The organism is Fusibacter fontis, from assembly GCF_055378735.1.
The window spans coordinates 1,427,624-1,443,878 of the sequence record NZ_AP042445.1 but is presented as its reverse complement, the minus strand read 5'-3'; the positions used below and the strand labels follow the sequence as shown (position 1 = coordinate 1,443,878).

The following is a 16,255-nucleotide window of genomic DNA, read 5'->3' as shown; positions in this document are numbered from 1 at the left end:
AGATTAAGTTAGAGTGTAAAAAGCTGGAAAAGTAAAATTTTCCAGCTTTTTTAATTAGAAAACGCGATATTCATCTCTGAAAGACTTCATAATCCTTTCAGTTTATCGTATACTAATAGAGAAGACTAACCGAGGAGGTTCTATGTTAAACCAGATTGAACCAACCATGGTGATTGACGGAAAACTCATCCGTCAGCAGCAAACGGTTGAATTTATTGAACCACCAATTTATGAGGTGATTCGCGTTAAAGAGGGCGTTCCACTTTTTTATGAGGAGCATTTAGAACGCCTTTTTGCTTCTTTAGATCTGATGAATATTTCTTCTGATTTTAATGAGTATTTGTTTTTAAGTGCACTAGAACAGTTGATTCATGAAACGCATATCATCAACAATAATATCCGCTTAGAAATTGGTAAAGTATCCAACGAGACCATTTCGTGGGTGCTATTTTGGGTGCAATCCGTCTATCCTGAAAAAAGTGTTTATACAAGAGGTGTACCCGTGGTCTCTTTAAAAAGCAGTAGACCGAATCCGCATGCGAAAGTTTTTCGGAAATCATTTGTAGATGAAGTGAATCAATTGAAATCCGAGACGGGAGCTTTTGAAGTCCTTCTCATTAGAGAAGATGATATCATCACAGAAGGCAGCCGATCGAATCTATTTTTTATTAAAGAGGGCGCGATCTATTCACCAAAGGAAACGGATGTCTTAAAAGGGGTTTCGCGTAAAAAACTACTGGAAATATTGCATCAAGAAAAGTTTTCATATATTGAACGAAATATTACTAGTGATGAAATAAATGAATTTGACGCATGTTTTTTAACGGGAACTTCCATTCACTTATTGCCAATTCATCAAATAGATGAACATGTATTTCATTCAGAAACAAACGACGTTCTAAAAGCATTAATTCAATTATTTGATTCAAGAATAGAAGACTATATTCAAACAACAAGGAGGCAATTATCATGCTAAAAGTTCATGAAAGATTTCTAAAGTATGTGGCATTTGATACCGAATCTGATCCTGATTCAGAGTCCTGCCCATCATCGCTCAAACAGTTGGAATTAGCAAAAGCATTGGTAACAGAAATGAAAGAAATGGGTGTTCAAGGTGTTCAAATGGACGAAAATGGCTACGTATATGGTCATATTCCTAGCAATACTAGCAACGAAAACGCACCGAAACTGGCATTGATCGCTCATATGGATACATCTCCTGATATTTCAGGAGCAAATGTCAATGCTAAAGTAGTTCATTACAATGGTGGTGAAATCATATTAAACAATGAACTCGGTATTAAAATGACACCTGAGATGTTTGATCATTTAAATCATTATGTGGGTCAGGATCTGATTGTGACGGATGGAACGACGCTATTAGGGGCTGACAATAAGGCGGGTATTGCAGAAATTTTAACGTTGGCAGAAACATTGATTCAAAATCCTTCAATTGAACATGGTCCGATTAAGATTGCATTCACACCTGACGAAGAGGTTGGTCGTGGAGCAGATTTGTTTAACCTTGAGATCCTTGACGCAGATTTTGGATACACGGTTGATGGCGGTGAATTAGGTGAAGTTGAGTATGAAAACTTTAATGCTGCATCTGCAAAGATAAAAATTAATGGCACCAATATTCATCCTGGTTCTGCAAAGGGCAAAATGAAAAACGCATTGCTCATAGCGATGGAGTTACACCAAATGTTACCGGTCTTTGATAATCCTGCTTATACTGAGCATTATGAAGGATTTAATCATTTAAATGATCTTCATGGGACTGTTGAAGGTGCAGATATGCTCTATATCATCAGAGACCATGATTTAGCGAAATTTGAAAGTAAAAAACAGATGTTTAGGGAAATTGAAAAATTCCTAAATCATAAGTATGGAGTGGGAACTGTCGAAGTGAAATTGACAGACTCTTATTTCAACATGAAAGAAAAGATCGTACCACACTTTCATTTGATTGAAAATGCTAAGGCAGCGATGCAATCACTTGGAATTGAGCCGATTGTTGTGCCAGTAAGAGGTGGCACAGATGGTGCGAGATTATCCTTTATGGGATTGCCTTGTCCAAATCTTTGTACTGGTGGACATAACTTCCATGGGCGTTATGAGTACATCCCAGTTCAGTCGATGGAGAAAACGGTCTCCATCTTAATTGAAATTGTGAAGCTTTATGCAAAATGGCAATAATTGATAAGTGCGCCCAAATTCAATGAATTGCATGGATGAATGACCGATAAAAAAAGATGCTTGAATCCAAAATCCGGATGAGATCCGAGGTATGTGGATTTGAGCATCTATTTTTTATCTTCAAATTAGTAATGTTCGTTTCGATTTAGTAACGTTCATTTCGATCTTTTTGATACGTTTCATCCTCATCGCCATAGATGAAGTTGTCTGGTTTTCTTAACATAAAAAGACCGATAATGATCAGACCACCAAATACAACTAGGTCAAATTGGATGTTGATGAAGCTATTTACAAAGAAGATAGCGGCAATTGCCAACATGATAAACCCTTTTTTATAGTTGCGTTTTGGACTGTGTCCATAATGTGCCATTTGTAAAAAACCGAGTGCAGGACCAAGGATGAAGACAGGCCAAAAGTTAATATCAAAGTTCCAAATTGAGAAATTTTCAATTAAGAAATAAAGGCCGTATACAATTAAAGTTGCACCTGTGAGTAGATTTCGACTGCTTGCTTGCCCTTTAAAATAATCTCTTTCTGACTTAGCGCCAATATAGACAAGCATAAGCGGCCATAAGTCCCAAACATTGAAGCGTATAAAATCATAGTGATCTAAAATAAGCACCGCACCTATGATAATAAGAAAAAAGCCAAGTAATCTGTTGCGAGAATTTTCCATGAAACAACCTCCAAAATAATTTCATTATAAATGACTATTTTTATTATAGTTCATATTTCTCTATCAGTGTAGTCTTCAAAGATTAATATCTTATTAGAACCATATTAAAATGGATTAAAAGTTTCAAGTGAACTTTGATTTGACATTTAAAACGAGATTGTTTATAATGAGAGCAATCGAAAATGTGTCTATGAAGATGAGGAGTAAGTTTTCCCAGTTATTAGAAAGGCGGATTCACCGGCTGAAAGGTCTGCTTAATATGGTTTACTGAAGGTAGCATCGGAGATGATAAGCTGAACTAGAGTAAGTTTATCCGGGTAACGACGTTATACGTATTGAGGTGCTATGGGTAATTGACATAGAATTAGGGTGGTAACGCGATCATTCGTCCCTGTTTGGGGATGAGTGATTTTTTTATTTTTTGCTAAAAAATGAGACGGTGTGACCATATCCTTAAAGAACATATGAAAAATTTCATTAAGCAAATAAAGATATGATGAGGACATCAAGGAGGTAAATATGCAAAGTAAGTATAATCCAAAGGAATTCGAAGATCGAATTTATGCAAAGTGGTTAGAAGAGAAAAGTTTTAAAGCGACAGTTAATCCAGATAAGACACCGTACTCAATCGTATTGCCACCACCAAACATCACTGGTCAACTCCATATGGGGCATGCACTTGATCATACGTTACAAGACATTCTTATTCGTTGGAAGCGTCTTCAAGGATTTGAAGCTCTATGGCTTCCGGGAACGGATCATGCGAGTATTGCAACTGAAGTACGTGTTTTAAAGGAAATTGAAGAAAAGGAAGGCATTACAAAAGAGGAACTTGGTAGAGAAGAATTTTTAAGACGTGCATGGAAATGGCGCGATGATTATGGTCGCATCATTGTGAATCAAATGCAAAAATTGGGTTCTTCATGTGATTGGGATAAAGAAAGATTTACAATGGATGAAGGTTGTAATCACGCAGTAAATGAAGTGTTTATTCGCCTTTATGATAAAGGGTTAATCTACAGAGGCAATCGTTTAATTAACTGGTGTCCTGATTGTAAAACAACTCTTTCGGATGCAGAAGTTGAGCATGAAGAAAAACCAGGCAATTTCTGGCATATTAAGTATCCAATCGTTGGTACAGATGAATTCTTAGAAATTGCAACGACTCGCCCTGAGACGATGGTAGCAGATACAGGTGTAGCAGTTAATCCAAATGACGATCGATATAAACACTTAATTGGTAAAAAATGCTTATTGCCTCTTATGAATCGAGAAATCCCAATTATTGCTGATGAATATGTAGAGCTTGATTTTGGAACAGGTGCACTGAAAGTTACACCAGCTCATGATCCTAACGATTTTGAGATTGGATTACGACATGGACTTGAGCAAATCAATGGCATGAACGAAGATGCTACTATGAACGAAAATGCTGGAAAATACAATGGTATGGACCGTTTTGAGTGTAGAAAAGCGATTGTTAAAGATTTACAAGAGGGTGGTTACTTAGTTCAAATTAAAGAACATCCTCACAACGTTGGAACTTGTTATAGATGTAATACCATTATTGAACCAAGAGTATCAGATCAATGGTTTGTTAAAATGGAACCGCTTGCTGGACCAGCAATTGATGTTGTTGACTCAGGAGAGATTCGCATCATTCCTGAAAGGTTTAATAAAATCTACATGAACTGGCTAGATAATATCAGAGATTGGTGTATTTCTAGACAGCTCTGGTGGGGACATAGAATTCCAGCCTACTACTGTCAATCGTGTTCTGAAATTATCGTTGCCAAAGAGATGCCGGATGTGTGTCCAAAATGCGGAAGCCAACATTTTGTACAGGATAAAGATGTTCTCGATACTTGGTTTAGTTCAGCATTATGGCCATTTTCAACTTTAGGATGGCCAGAAAAAACACCTGAACTTGATTACTTTTACCCAACAAATGTATTGGTAACTGGTTATGACATTATATTCTTCTGGGTAATTCGTATGGTTTTCTCAGGGCTAGATTCAATGGGAGAAAAACCATTTAACGATGTTTTCTTACATGGTTTGGTTCGTGATGCAAATGGCAAAAAAATGAGTAAATCACTTGGAAATGGAGTGGACCCACTAGACGTAATTGAGCAATATGGTGCAGATGCACTTAGATTTATGTTAGCAACGGGTAATAGCCCAGGTAATGATCTTAAGTTCCAAATGGAACGCGTTGAAGGTGCACGTAATTTTGCGAACAAACTTTGGAATGCATCACGATTTGTTGTAATGGGAATCGAAGGAGAACTTCCAGAGTTTGATGGCACAGAAGAGTTGACATTGGCAGATCGATGGATTTTATCACGTCTTGAAACAATGATTAGCGAAATCACCACTTCACTCGACAAATATGAGCTTGGGATTGCCGCAAATAAAATCTATGAATTAACTTGGAATGAGTATTGTGACTGGTATATCGAACTTGCCAAAAAACGTCTCTATGGAGAGGATGTAAAGGCGAAGCAAACAGTTCAGAAAGTATTGGTAAAAGTATTGAAAGACATTTTGAGATTGCTTCATCCATTTATGCCATTTATTACAGAAGAAATTTGGAGCTTTATGCCAAATGTTAAAGGGTTATTGGTTACAGAGCAATGGCCTACTGCTGATTCAACTTGGTTAGACGAGTCTTCAGAAAAACAAATGAACTCAATTATGGATGCAATTCGTAACTTGAGAAATGTTCGTGCGGAGATGGATGTTGTACCATCGAGAAAAGCAAAATGCATGATTTGGGCAATTGATTCAAATGTGGGTCAATTACTAGTGGATCAAGCTGAGTATTTGATGACATTGGCATCATGTTCTGAAGTGATGCTCATCTCGGATAAAAATCTGATTCCTGAAGATGCCGTTTCAGCTGTTATTCATGGCGCAGAGCTTTATTTGCCACTAGATGACTTGATTGATTTCGAAAAGGAAATGGATCGTCTTCAAAAAGAAAAATCAAAACTTGAAAAAGAAGTTGAACGCGTAAGTGGAAAACTCAAAAATGAAGGATTTACAAGTAAAGCGCCCGCACACTTGTTGGAAGAAGAGCGTCAAAAAGAAGCAAAATACAACGAAATGCTCGCAACGGTAAATGCTCGTATTGAATCCATTTCGTCAAAACTCAAGTAGATGAGTGAGGTAATTATGACATATGAAGAAGCATTAGCTTTTATTCATGGAACACATAAATTTGGGAGTAAGTTAGGTCTTGATAATATCAAGACCTTACTTGAACTTCTGGATTCGCCTGAAAAATCATTGAAATTTATACACGTAGCTGGGACCAATGGAAAAGGATCCACCTGTTCCTTTTTACATTCGATTCTCATTGAAGCAGGCTACAAAGTAGGACTGTATACGTCACCATTTATAGAAACCTTTAATGAAAGAATGCGTGTCAATCACAGTTTAGTAACTTCAGATGAACTCACTGAATTAACAGGCCTGGTGAAAGAAAAAATTGATATCATGGTATCGAATGGAATGAATCACCCTACGGAGTTTGAAGTTGTGACGGCTATCGCCATGCTATACTTTAAAAAACATCACTGTGATATTGTCGTGCTAGAAGTGGGATTGGGCGGAAGATTGGATGCGACAAATGTGATTGAATCGCCACTTGTATCCGTTATTACACCATTAGATTTTGATCACGTGGAATATCTCGGAGATACGATTGAGAAAATCGCGTTTGAAAAAGCAGGGATCATTAAACCTCAAGGTTTTACAGTGACTTATCCACAAGATGTAAAAGCACTAGAAGTGATCCGTGAAAAATGTGTAGCTTGCAATAATGAATTGACAATCGTTGATTATTCAACACTTCGTATAAACTCAGTTGATTTCGGAAACCTAAAGTTTTCATATGAAGACACTCAGTATGAACTTCAATTATTCGCACCTTATCAGCCTGAAAATGCGGTGATGGCAATAGAGACGATTCGCGTATTAATCCATCGATATGGCTATGGTATTTCTCAACAAGCAATCCAAAGTGGTTTAGCTAAAACGCAGTGGATTGGACGTTTGGAAATCATTTCAAATGACCCTTTTATTATGATTGACGGTGCACACAACCTTCACGGAATTAGAGGTCTTGCAAGAAGCTTTGATGCGCTAAAAAGCAACCGCAAAATTGTTGGCATTGTAGGCATTCTAAAAGATAAAGATGTCAAAGGTATGCTAGAAGTGATTTCGCCGTATTTAGAGGGTGTCATCGTGACTCGACCAGATAATCCTCGTGCAATGTCTTCTGCGGAACTGGCAACATACTTTGATCCTAAAAAAGTAATTGCTATTAGCGATGATATTTCATCAGCTGTCGATGCGATGTACCGTGATAATCAGGCAAAATCAGATGAGACGATCTATATTGCATTTGGGTCACTTTACATGATTGGTGAAGTCAGAACCAATGTATTTAATCATCGTAATGATCAAGAATCCTAACAGATTCTGCATAGCATATAGGTGTTCATGTCATCAGGATTATAATCAGTAGTAAAATTAGCAACAAATTGAGCAACAAATTGAGCAACAAATTAAGCAATAAAATAAGCAGGTAGAACTGAAATGGTGTGACCAATCAGTTAATTACCTGCTTTTATTTTGGTGATTTCATTCCGTTTCATCTACGAGTTTGTTTAAAATATCCCCATAAAGATACTGGGCTTTCTTTTGCCAGTTCTCACAAATTTGTTTTGCATGTTTATTGGAGACGACATTGACATTGATATCCATGAGTGTATAAATGCCCTCTTTAACTGAAAGATGAACGATATAGTCATTGTCATCTTCTTTGTAGTAGTCCGCGGAGATGTTTGTTTTGATTACGAATGACTTCTTTTTCATATCGATGCTGTCGTTGATGGTACGACGAAGACTTTGAGAGACTTTATCGACAAACAGCTCAAGGGTATTTCGACCACTTTCTGTGATGATATAGTATTTTTCACCTTCGCTTGAACTGTATTCGAGCATGGAGGTTTCAACTAAATCGGTTAAATACTGTTGCAAATCAAAAAAATTAAGGATATCATGTTCTAAGACGAAGTCTGTTAATTGCTGATTTGTCAACGGAACAGAAAACTGATTGATAATATACAGTAAAATGATTTTATATTTTAATTGTTGTTCTGGATTCGTATTCAACGAAATTGCCCCCTAAAAATATAATGTCAGTTGTTAGTATAACATATAATAATACAAACGCAAAAAGAAACCTATAAATTCTCTATAATTAAATGGTCTGAAGAGGTGAAGGGATGGATTATTTGAAACTTGAATGGATTGGTATTTTCTTATTTTTTATGATTTTAATATCAATTCAATTGACACTGAATAAAATCGTGATGCTGTTAAAAGAACTCATTAAACAGAATCGATACAAGAATCAGTAAAATTAAATCTGCGCGTTATTCAATAACATATTGAAATAAAAAGAGGCTTTCATTTAAATAAGGTTGAATCGTGACCTTATTGTCAAGATGAAAAGCCTCTTGTTTTATAAACGCAAATACGTGTCAGTGTTTGATTAGAGCATACTAAAGAGTAAGAAGAGGTAATGTGCGGAAACACCAGCAACGAGACCTCCGATGGTATGTGAGATGATTGCTTTTGATGCCAATTTTCTCACATTTAAAGCATCCATCATTCCAACGTGAGTACTTAAGTAGCCACTCCAACACATGCCCATCGCAGTAAAAACAGCGATGTCATTTGGACCGATTAAATTATTTTTTATAAAATCTTTCACTAAACCGAGAGCAGCTCCTGCAGATCCCAATGAAGTGATAGGAAATGCAATCGCTTCAGCACTTTTAAAACCAAATAAAGGTTGTAGAATTGGACTTAAAAATTCACCAATTTTTGGGAAGAGTGCGACCCCTTCTTTTTTTGCACCAGTATAAACGGCAACACCGTCGACCATAGATGGACCAAAAGTAAACAACATAACAAAGGTACATATAATAACCACACCAGGAATAATCGCAAGACCAAGATCAACTCCTGACTTTCCACCTTCAAGCATCGCATCTAATATGCGTTCAAACGTACTTCCATCTCTGACTTCGCGTGTTTTATTGTAGTCGCTGCTGCTAATTTTATCTAGTTTTTGTCCTTTTGGAACTTGATAGTATTTCTTTGTGGAAATCATCATCAATCGTACACTGACAACACTGCCGATGATCGCGCCTAAATTACCAACGATTACTGGGAGGATATATTCAGTGCCAGTGCCCGCTCCAATCATAAATGTACTGACGATTAATCCCATTCCAAAAGCGGTTCCTAAGTTACAAAGTGTTGGAACTTCAAAATCTCGGAAGTATTTCTTAAACCCTTTATCATGAGCAAGTGAGATAATAGCTGGATTATCCGATAAATAAGTCGTAATCATACCAATTGAAGCTGCTCCTGGCAATCCGTATATTGGCCTCATAATTGGTGAAATGATTTTGTTGATGAGTGCAACTACACCGAATTCTGAAAGTAGTGCTCCAAATGCACCTGCGAGAACGGCAATTGCCATAATGAAAAATACAACATCAATCAGTAAATAGTGTGCCGTATTCATCAATGTGTTAAACATTTTGTCAACGCCCATTGTAGAACCCAAATACCCAAAAATAATACCGCCAACGATTAGAAAGACAAAAGTTTCAAGCGAAATGGCTTTCTTCGTTTTCTTAATGTGATCCATAGTTACCCCCTATAAAGTCGTCATTACTATTGTACTATTATACAGACAATTTGAGAAATCATTTCTATTGAAACTCGATTAATTTCTTGTAATAATTACAAAATTTATTGAACGCTGCTAAAAAAATAGCAAATCCAATTTTCTGTGATTTAGCAAAATGAATGCCGCAAAATGTTCAATTTATTTGAATTTGCTGAAATTAAACTTGAAAAACACTATTGACTACTATAAAATATTGATAATTACTTAGAGGAAATGAGATGGAGGTTAACATGAGCATTGAGAATAAGAGAAGAGAAATCTTATTATCAAAAAGCGCAATTGAAGAGCGAGTAGCAGAATTAGGCAAAGTGCTTACTGATGATTATAAGGATAAAAATTTATTGGTGATTTCGCTATTAAAAGGTAGCTTTATATTTACTGCAGATTTAGTGAGGAAAATTGATTTGCCTGTTCGAATTGAGTTTATGACAACATCGAGTTATGGACATGGTGAAGAAAGCACTGGACATGTTAAAATTGTTCAAGATATTACAACGGACTTGACCAACTTTGATGTCCTAATTGTCGATGATATTACGGATTCGGCGTTGACTATGACAGGTGTGATGGAGATTCTTTCAAAGAGAAATCCTAAAAGTATTAAATCATGTGTGCTTTTAGATAAACCCTCTAGACGAAAAGTCGAGTATCAACCAGATTATGTAGGATTTGAAATACCAGATATGTTTATAGTAGGGTATGGATTGAATTATGGCGATTATTTCAGAAATATCGATCATGTTTTTGCATTTGTAGATTAAAAATAAAAGCAATACTTATCAAGATTAGAACCATTAAAAGGCTCAACTTGAATAAGTGTTGCTATTTTTATTTGAACTCCTTAAAATAAAGATAGCATTATGGAAAGTAAAACACTTGCCAGGAGGCGTTTAAGCCGTGATACGTCAGGGTGCAAAAAAAATAAGTGATCAATAAGTAATCTATACGATCTAAATAGTTTTTACTATATAAATAATCAATAGCGAGGTGCAATATGACAACATTAGAACAATTAAAAGACCAAATTTATGAAGATAGACGCTCGCTTCATGAGATTCCAGAAGTGGGATTTAGTGAACACAAAACCTCAAAGTACATAAAATCTGTCTTGAGTGAGTTGCAAGTACAGTATGAAGAAGTTGGCGAAACCGGAATTCTTGCTTATGTCAAAGGCAATAATCCCAAAAGAACCATCGCATTTAGGACAGATATAGATGGCTTACCGGTTACAGAGAAAAGTACCTATCCTTCACCTTCTAAACACCCAAATCATATGCACGCTTGTGGACATGATGGACACATGGCGATGGCACTTGGACTCACGCGCTATTTGAAAGCTAATCAAGAGAAGCTAAACGATAACGTCGTTGTGATTTTTCAACCAGCTGAAGAAGGTCCGGGAGGTGCAGAGGTCTTTATCCAAAAAGGACTTTTGAAAAAATATCAGGTGGATGAAATCTATGGAATTCATATATTTCCAGCAGTTGAACAAGGTAAAATCGGTCTGTGTTCAGGTCCTATGATGGCCATGACGGGAGAATTTGATATTCACATCACTTCTACAAGTGCACATGGCGCGATGCCGCATACAGGCATCGACGGATTGACCATTGGCGCAGAAATTTTATTGGGACTACAAACCATAATTTCGAGAAATGTCAATCCCGTTAAGCCTGCAGTTTTAACAGTTGGCAGAATGGAAGGCGGAGAAAGACGCAATATCATCGCTGGAAAAGTTGTGATGGAAGGGACAATTCGGGCATTTGATGAGTCGGTCTATGATCTTGTAAAAACGCGTATGGAACAATATTTAAAAGGCATCGAAATCGCTTATGACGTAAAAATTGAGTTGAAATTCTTTGATAAGTACCCAGCTGTGGTAAATGATGTGAATTTATTTGAAGCGTTTTATGCACATCATCAATCACGATGTGAAATTATTGAACCGCAGATGATTAGCGAGGATTTTGCGTATTATCAACAAGAAATTCCAGGACTTTTCTATTTTATTGGTTCGCTAAATGAAGCAAAAGGAATGGTTTATCCACTTCACAGCTGCAACTTTATTTTTGACGACAAGATCCTACTAGATGGAATAGAGACTTATCTCAATATTTTAACCTATCGAGAAAGCTTGAATCTCTAATTTAAGGTGATGGTCCGCGTCGTCTTTTAGAGTGTGCGTTTATAATTGAAAAAATGAAAGTGAGATAATAATGGAACATAAACAATCGTTTTCGATTGCTCAAGTAAATATATTGTATGTTGTGCTTTTAGTGGCATTTATTGTAATTGGAACAGCCATGTCAAAAGTTGGCGTGATTCAGCAACTGCTAGTAACTGAATTTGGAATTGTATTTGCGACGAGTATTCTTTATACATGGTTTTTAAAAAAAGATTTTAAGCATGTATTTAGACTGAAGAAGATACCATTTTCTGCAGTCTTTAAAATTGTTGTTTTGGCAGTGTTGATGTTACCATTTATTGCAATTGCCAATATGGTTACCCTTTATATTATTTCATATTTTGGAAAACCTATTATTTCCGGGGTTCCTGAAGCTTATAATATGAAACAGTTTATTCTTTATTTTCTCGTCATTGCAGGTTCTGCTGGTTTGTGTGAAGAAACCCTTTTTCGTGGAGTAATCCTGAATGGATATGAAACGACATTTGGTCGAAAATGGGGAGCGATATTTTCGGGGCTTCTCTTTGGATTATTTCACTTGAATCCACAAAATCTCTTTGGACCAATCATACTGGGCATCATGTTTTCCTTGTTGGTGCAAATTACAGGCTCGATTTGGGCGGGGGTTATTGCTCACACGACGAATAATGGGATGGCTGTTTTAATTGGCTATTTATCAAATATTGGAAAAACTCAGATGTCTATGGACTCAGAATTGATTTATATGCAAACTGGTGTTATAATCGAAGCTATTGTGATTTATGGGATCATTGGATTGTTTAGTTACTTAGGGGTTAGAAAAATTCTCAGAAGTTTAAAAAAACAATTTGATGAGAGCAAACTGGAAGCAAATAGCGTTGAAACACTTAGTAGTGAAACAGCTAGTGTGGATACAGATAGCGGTAGTTTTCAAATGAGCAAATTTCCATTTTTGACAATTGGGTTTACAGTGTGTGTGTATGTGTTTTTGGTAGTTTCCATGTATCAATAAATGCATGATGAACTTAGTTTTGAAAGTAAGGTGAAAAAATGAGTAGTTATGAAGCGTTTGCTTCGGTTTATGATATGATGCAGTACGATGTTGACTATGATTACTGGATTGATCAGTTAAGTCAATATGCGAAAAAAAATCAAGTAAAATCCATTTTAGAATTGGCGTGTGGTACGGCAACAATTGGAATTGGTCTTTGTCAGAAAGGATTTTCTGTTGAAGGACTTGATATATCGGATGATATGTTGACCATTGCGCAAGCAAAAACGGCTGAAAATCAGATGAAAATGCGTTTTTATCATCAAGATATGATGGAGTTTAACACCAAAAAAACGTATGATATGATTTTTAGTATGTGTGATGGCATCAACTATATTTTGGATCTTCAGTCGCTTGAAGCGGTTTTTGAAAATGTTTCAAGACATTTAAATACTGGGGGATTATTTATTTTTGATGTAAGTTCAGAATATAAACTTGAACACGTGATTGGCAATAATACATTTGCTGAAACCTTTGATGAAGAGGCTTATATTTGGGAAAATGAGTATGATAAAGTATTGAAACAATTGAATTTTTCACTCACATTATTTAAATCACAAAACGGACACTATGACCGTTACGAAGAATATCATGAGCAAAAAGCCTATTCTATAGAAGAGCTAATATCAATAACGAAACCGTATTTCGAACTTTTAGAAGTTGTCGATGGCGACACATTTAGCGCTTATACAAATACTTCTAATAGAATTTGTTTTATTGCAAAGAAAAAATAGGAGGAACGATGAAAGGTACTTTGATTACAGGCATGACTCACAATAGAGAAGTGCGTATATATGTAGCAGAAACCACTCAAATGGTGGATGCAGCGCGAAAAATTCACGACTTGTCACCTATGTCCACTGCTGCGCTTGGACGTGTCATTACAGCAGCGTCTATGATGGGAATGATGTCCAAAATAGATCAAGAAAAAATGACATTGCAAGTGAAAGGATCTAACGAGATTCCGTTAATGGTTGCAGTATCCGATACACACGGAAATGTGAAAGCCTATACGTCCAATCCAATTGCGGAACTCCGATATAATCAAGCTGGAAAATTAGATGTTGGGCAAGCTGTCGGGCAAGATGGGCAAATTATCGTCATCCGTGATTGGGATATGAAAGAACCCTTTATTGGACAAAGTCAATTGGTGAGTGGTGAAATAGCTGAAGATATCGCTCAATATTTTGCTCAATCTGAACAGCAGGCAACAGCGGTAGCATTGGGCGTGACGTTATCAAAAGATGCAACTGTGAGTTATGCCGGTGGTTTCATAGTGCAATTATTACCAGAAACAACAGAACCAACAATCGAACAGTTAGAATCCAATTTAAATCAATTGCCTTCTTTAACACAGTTGTTTGAAGAAGGCTTAGATATGCTTCAGATTGCACATCAAGTATTAGCAGGTCTTGGTTTAGACGAATTAGAATCGTATGAGCTGAATTATCAATGCGATTGTAGCGAAGAACGCATGACGCGTGCACTACTGAGCATCGGAAAAGACGAAATTAGAAATATATTGGAAGAAGATCACCAAGCTGAAATGGTGTGTCATTTCTGCAATAAAAAATACACATTTTCAGAAGAAATGTTGAAAACACTTATCGACGAACCAAGTGAAAAGCTTTCCTAAAACGATTTGACATGTGGTTTAAATAGAGGGATGATCAAACGAATGAATGGATTTATATTTGCCAGTGAAGCTATTATAAACAAGATTCGATCTCATAGAGGTTTTCAGACGAAGTGTTTGGTGGTCATTCCAGAACAAACACTTGTCGATGCAAGGCTAAAAGAACATACGGATTTGTCTTTATTTGTTGGAAATCGAGTCTGGATTCACGAAAGTATCGAATCTGTTGTTAAACCTCAAATACTCCAGATTGTTGATGAAAAATGGTATCATTCACATGTTGTTGTGGGTAATTCGCCATTATCAAATGTTTATCCACAAGATATTTCCTATAATGCTGTTCAGTTAAGCCGACATTTTTTTCATCGATTAGATATAACAGAACCAAAGATTTTAGAATTTATAAGAAATAGTACGTCGTTAGAATCAATTCATGTAAAGCAAGGTTATACAAGATGCTCAAGTCTTGTTGTTGGAAATCAAGCTGTCATCACCGAAGACAAAAAACTGTATGAAATCTATGTGACAAACGGTTATTGCGCATTGTTCATTGAGCCTGGTCAAATCGTCCTTGAAGGATTTGAACACGGATTTATCGGAGGGGTTGGCGGAACAATAGAAAAGACAGTGGTAATCAATGGTTCGCTAAAACACCATACTCAAGGAGATGTCATGAGAGATTTTATTTTAGCGCAAGATTATCAAATTCTTGAATTGAGCAGTGAAAAATTAGAAGATTGTGGATCGATTTTTTATTATCCAGTAACAGAAATGAAGGTGTAAAATATGATGAAAATTGCAATACTTGCGATCGTTGGTGCCTTGATTGGTTGGATGACCAATGTGATTGCCATAAAGCTAATGTTTAGACCGATTCATCCAGTGGGCATAAAAGGAACGCCTTTCGTATTTCAAGGACTAATTCCAAAGCGTAAGGCAGATATCGCACGCTCCATTGGAGAAGTTATTAGTGAAGAATTAATTTCCATGGATGCAATTATTGATCGGGTAATTGAAGACATGGACAAAGAGTCAATCATACAGACAATTAAAACGAAAGTCACTTCAATTGCGGAAGAAAAAATGCCATCGTTGATACCTTCTATGTTTAAGGGAATGATTATTCAGTCAATTGAAAAAATCATCGATGAAAATGGAGAACAAATTATTGTCGAAATGGGTGAGAAACTCAGTCATCATGCGATAAAGGCAATTGATATCAGCAAAATGGTAGAAGAAAAAATCATCGCATATGATTTTGAGAAAATTGAAGAAATGATTTTAAAAATCTCAAAAAATGAACTTAAGCATATAGAAATCCTTGGAGGCGTATTAGGGTTTCTCATCGGTGTTGTCCAAGGAATTATCGTTATCGGTTTAATGTGATGAAATTGTAAACAATTATCATTTGTTATTGACAAATTTGAAGACATACACTATTATAATGAATAATTAGATATTTAAGCGATTATAAAGACCAGTAATAAAGCAATGTCTTTTAGAGAGCAAATCACGTGGCTGAAATGATTTGTAAGAATAGTTTTATGAAGACTCACTTTTAGCTCAAACTGAGTAGATTTCGAAATGTTTGCGTTCACCACGTTACGGTGTTCAAGTGACTTGTCAAACAAGTTATTAGGGTGGAACCGCGAGTAACTCGTCCCTAGCAGATGCTAGTGACGGGTTTTTTTATTTTCAGCGATTCACCGAACACTTCATTTAGAAAAGAGAACCAGTGTTAAAAAATGAAA

At 36.3% G+C, this 16,255-nt stretch carries 15 protein-coding genes and 2 other annotated features; of the genes, 12 read left to right on the top strand and 3 right to left on the bottom strand.

What is annotated here, in order from left to right; genetic code table 11:
• The first annotated feature begins 142 nt into the window (after positions 1-142).
• Both ACZ41W_RS06530 and pepT read left to right on the top strand, forming a co-directional pair.
• The gene (locus ACZ41W_RS06530; RefSeq protein ID WP_464314064.1) at positions 143-976 is read left to right on the top strand and encodes an aminotransferase class IV; all 834 of its coding nucleotides are present in this window, start codon (positions 143-145) and stop codon (positions 974-976) included.
• Positions 970-2,199 (top strand): peptidase T, encoded by a 1,230-nt coding sequence (pepT, locus tag ACZ41W_RS06525; protein WP_464314063.1) that lies wholly within the window; start codon positions 970-972, stop codon positions 2,197-2,199. Before ACZ41W_RS06530 ends, pepT begins: the two co-directional genes overlap by 7 nt.
• A 145-nt stretch (positions 2,200-2,344) precedes the next feature.
• Here pepT and ACZ41W_RS06520 read toward each other — a convergent pair whose 3' ends face one another.
• On the bottom strand, positions 2,345-2,875 hold the full coding sequence (locus ACZ41W_RS06520) for a LiaF transmembrane domain-containing protein (RefSeq protein WP_464314062.1): 531 nt from the start codon (positions 2,873-2,875) through the stop codon (positions 2,345-2,347).
• 181 nt (positions 2,876-3,056) lie between these two features.
• Positions 3,057-3,271: a binding site (T-box leader), on the top strand.
• A gap of 123 nt (positions 3,272-3,394) precedes the next feature.
• Between ACZ41W_RS06520 and ACZ41W_RS06515 the strand changes: the two genes are divergently transcribed.
• A complete protein-coding gene (locus ACZ41W_RS06515) occupies positions 3,395-6,037 on the top strand; it encodes a valine--tRNA ligase (protein ID WP_464314061.1) in 2,643 nt (880 codons plus the stop codon).
• Between the two features lie 15 nt (positions 6,038-6,052).
• Complete coding sequence (locus ACZ41W_RS06510; protein WP_464314060.1) at positions 6,053-7,357, top strand: bifunctional folylpolyglutamate synthase/dihydrofolate synthase; 1,305 nt, start codon at positions 6,053-6,055, stop codon at positions 7,355-7,357.
• A 168-nt stretch (positions 7,358-7,525) separates the two neighbouring features.
• Here ACZ41W_RS06510 and ACZ41W_RS06505 read toward each other — a convergent pair whose 3' ends face one another.
• Positions 7,526-8,059: a DUF4364 family protein gene (locus ACZ41W_RS06505; protein ID WP_464314059.1), complete on the bottom strand. Its 534-nt coding sequence runs from the start codon at positions 8,057-8,059 to the stop codon at positions 7,526-7,528.
• 113 nt (positions 8,060-8,172) lie between these two features.
• Here ACZ41W_RS06505 and ACZ41W_RS06500 point away from each other — a divergent pair, with 113 nt between their 5' ends.
• The gene (locus ACZ41W_RS06500; protein WP_464314058.1) at positions 8,173-8,307 is read left to right on the top strand and encodes a hypothetical protein; all 135 of its coding nucleotides are present in this window, start codon (positions 8,173-8,175) and stop codon (positions 8,305-8,307) included.
• A 134-nt stretch (positions 8,308-8,441) separates the two neighbouring features.
• Here the strand turns inward: ACZ41W_RS06500 and ACZ41W_RS06495 are convergent, their stop codons facing one another.
• Complete coding sequence (locus ACZ41W_RS06495) at positions 8,442-9,611, bottom strand: CD0519/CD1768 family membrane protein (RefSeq protein WP_464314057.1); 1,170 nt, start codon at positions 9,609-9,611, stop codon at positions 8,442-8,444.
• Positions 9,612-9,889: 278 nt separating this feature from the next.
• Between ACZ41W_RS06495 and hpt the strand changes: the two genes are divergently transcribed.
• The 7 genes from hpt to ACZ41W_RS06460 all read left to right on the top strand — a co-directional run bounded on the left by hpt (position 9,890) and on the right by ACZ41W_RS06460 (position 15,890).
• Complete coding sequence (hpt, locus tag ACZ41W_RS06490; protein WP_464314279.1) at positions 9,890-10,414, top strand: hypoxanthine phosphoribosyltransferase; 525 nt, start codon at positions 9,890-9,892, stop codon at positions 10,412-10,414.
• A gap of 233 nt (positions 10,415-10,647) precedes the next feature.
• Positions 10,648-11,799: a M20 metallopeptidase family protein gene (locus ACZ41W_RS06485; RefSeq protein WP_464314056.1), complete on the top strand. Its 1,152-nt coding sequence runs from the start codon at positions 10,648-10,650 to the stop codon at positions 11,797-11,799.
• A 70-nt stretch (positions 11,800-11,869) separates the two neighbouring features.
• Positions 11,870-12,829, top strand: coding sequence for a CPBP family glutamic-type intramembrane protease (locus tag ACZ41W_RS06480; protein WP_464314055.1), 960 nt, complete (start codon positions 11,870-11,872; stop codon positions 12,827-12,829).
• A gap of 38 nt (positions 12,830-12,867) precedes the next feature.
• Complete coding sequence (locus ACZ41W_RS06475) at positions 12,868-13,602, top strand: class I SAM-dependent DNA methyltransferase (RefSeq protein ID WP_464314054.1); 735 nt, start codon at positions 12,868-12,870, stop codon at positions 13,600-13,602.
• Positions 13,603-13,610: 8 nt separating this feature from the next.
• Complete coding sequence (gene hslO, locus ACZ41W_RS06470) at positions 13,611-14,504, top strand: Hsp33 family molecular chaperone HslO (RefSeq protein WP_464314053.1); 894 nt, start codon at positions 13,611-13,613, stop codon at positions 14,502-14,504.
• 42 nt (positions 14,505-14,546) lie between these two features.
• Positions 14,547-15,287: a DUF6873 family GME fold protein gene (locus tag ACZ41W_RS06465; protein WP_464314052.1), complete on the top strand. Its 741-nt coding sequence runs from the start codon at positions 14,547-14,549 to the stop codon at positions 15,285-15,287.
• Positions 15,288-15,290: 3 nt separating this feature from the next.
• Positions 15,291-15,890, top strand: a complete 600-nt coding sequence (locus tag ACZ41W_RS06460) for a DUF445 domain-containing protein (RefSeq protein WP_464314051.1) — start codon at positions 15,291-15,293, stop codon at positions 15,888-15,890.
• A gap of 72 nt (positions 15,891-15,962) precedes the next feature.
• Positions 15,963-16,172 (top strand) — a binding site (T-box leader).
• Positions 16,173-16,255 lie beyond the last annotated feature (83 nt).

Bases quoted from the DNA above. Each gene is read 5' to 3' on its own strand.
- ACZ41W_RS06520 (WP_464314062.1), bottom strand. From the start codon at position 2,875: ATGGAAAATTCTCGCAACAGATTACTTGGCTTTTTTCTTATTATCATA.
- ACZ41W_RS06510 (WP_464314060.1), top strand. From the start codon at position 6,053: ATGACATATGAAGAAGCATTAGCTTTTATTCATGGAACACATAAATTT.
- ACZ41W_RS06515 (WP_464314061.1), top strand. From the start codon at position 3,395: ATGCAAAGTAAGTATAATCCAAAGGAATTCGAAGATCGAATTTATGCA.
- ACZ41W_RS06485 (WP_464314056.1), top strand. From the start codon at position 10,648: ATGACAACATTAGAACAATTAAAAGACCAAATTTATGAAGATAGACGC.
- ACZ41W_RS06500 (WP_464314058.1), top strand. From the start codon at position 8,173: ATGGATTATTTGAAACTTGAATGGATTGGTATTTTCTTATTTTTTATG.
- ACZ41W_RS06495 (WP_464314057.1), bottom strand. From the start codon at position 9,611: ATGGATCACATTAAGAAAACGAAGAAAGCCATTTCGCTTGAAACTTTT.
- pepT (WP_464314063.1), top strand. From the start codon at position 970: ATGCTAAAAGTTCATGAAAGATTTCTAAAGTATGTGGCATTTGATACC.
- ACZ41W_RS06460 (WP_464314051.1), top strand. From the start codon at position 15,291: ATGATGAAAATTGCAATACTTGCGATCGTTGGTGCCTTGATTGGTTGG.
- ACZ41W_RS06465 (WP_464314052.1), top strand. From the start codon at position 14,547: ATGAATGGATTTATATTTGCCAGTGAAGCTATTATAAACAAGATTCGA.
- ACZ41W_RS06530 (WP_464314064.1), top strand. From the start codon at position 143: ATGTTAAACCAGATTGAACCAACCATGGTGATTGACGGAAAACTCATC.
- hslO (WP_464314053.1), top strand. From the start codon at position 13,611: ATGAAAGGTACTTTGATTACAGGCATGACTCACAATAGAGAAGTGCGT.
- ACZ41W_RS06475 (WP_464314054.1), top strand. From the start codon at position 12,868: ATGAGTAGTTATGAAGCGTTTGCTTCGGTTTATGATATGATGCAGTAC.
- ACZ41W_RS06480 (WP_464314055.1), top strand. From the start codon at position 11,870: ATGGAACATAAACAATCGTTTTCGATTGCTCAAGTAAATATATTGTAT.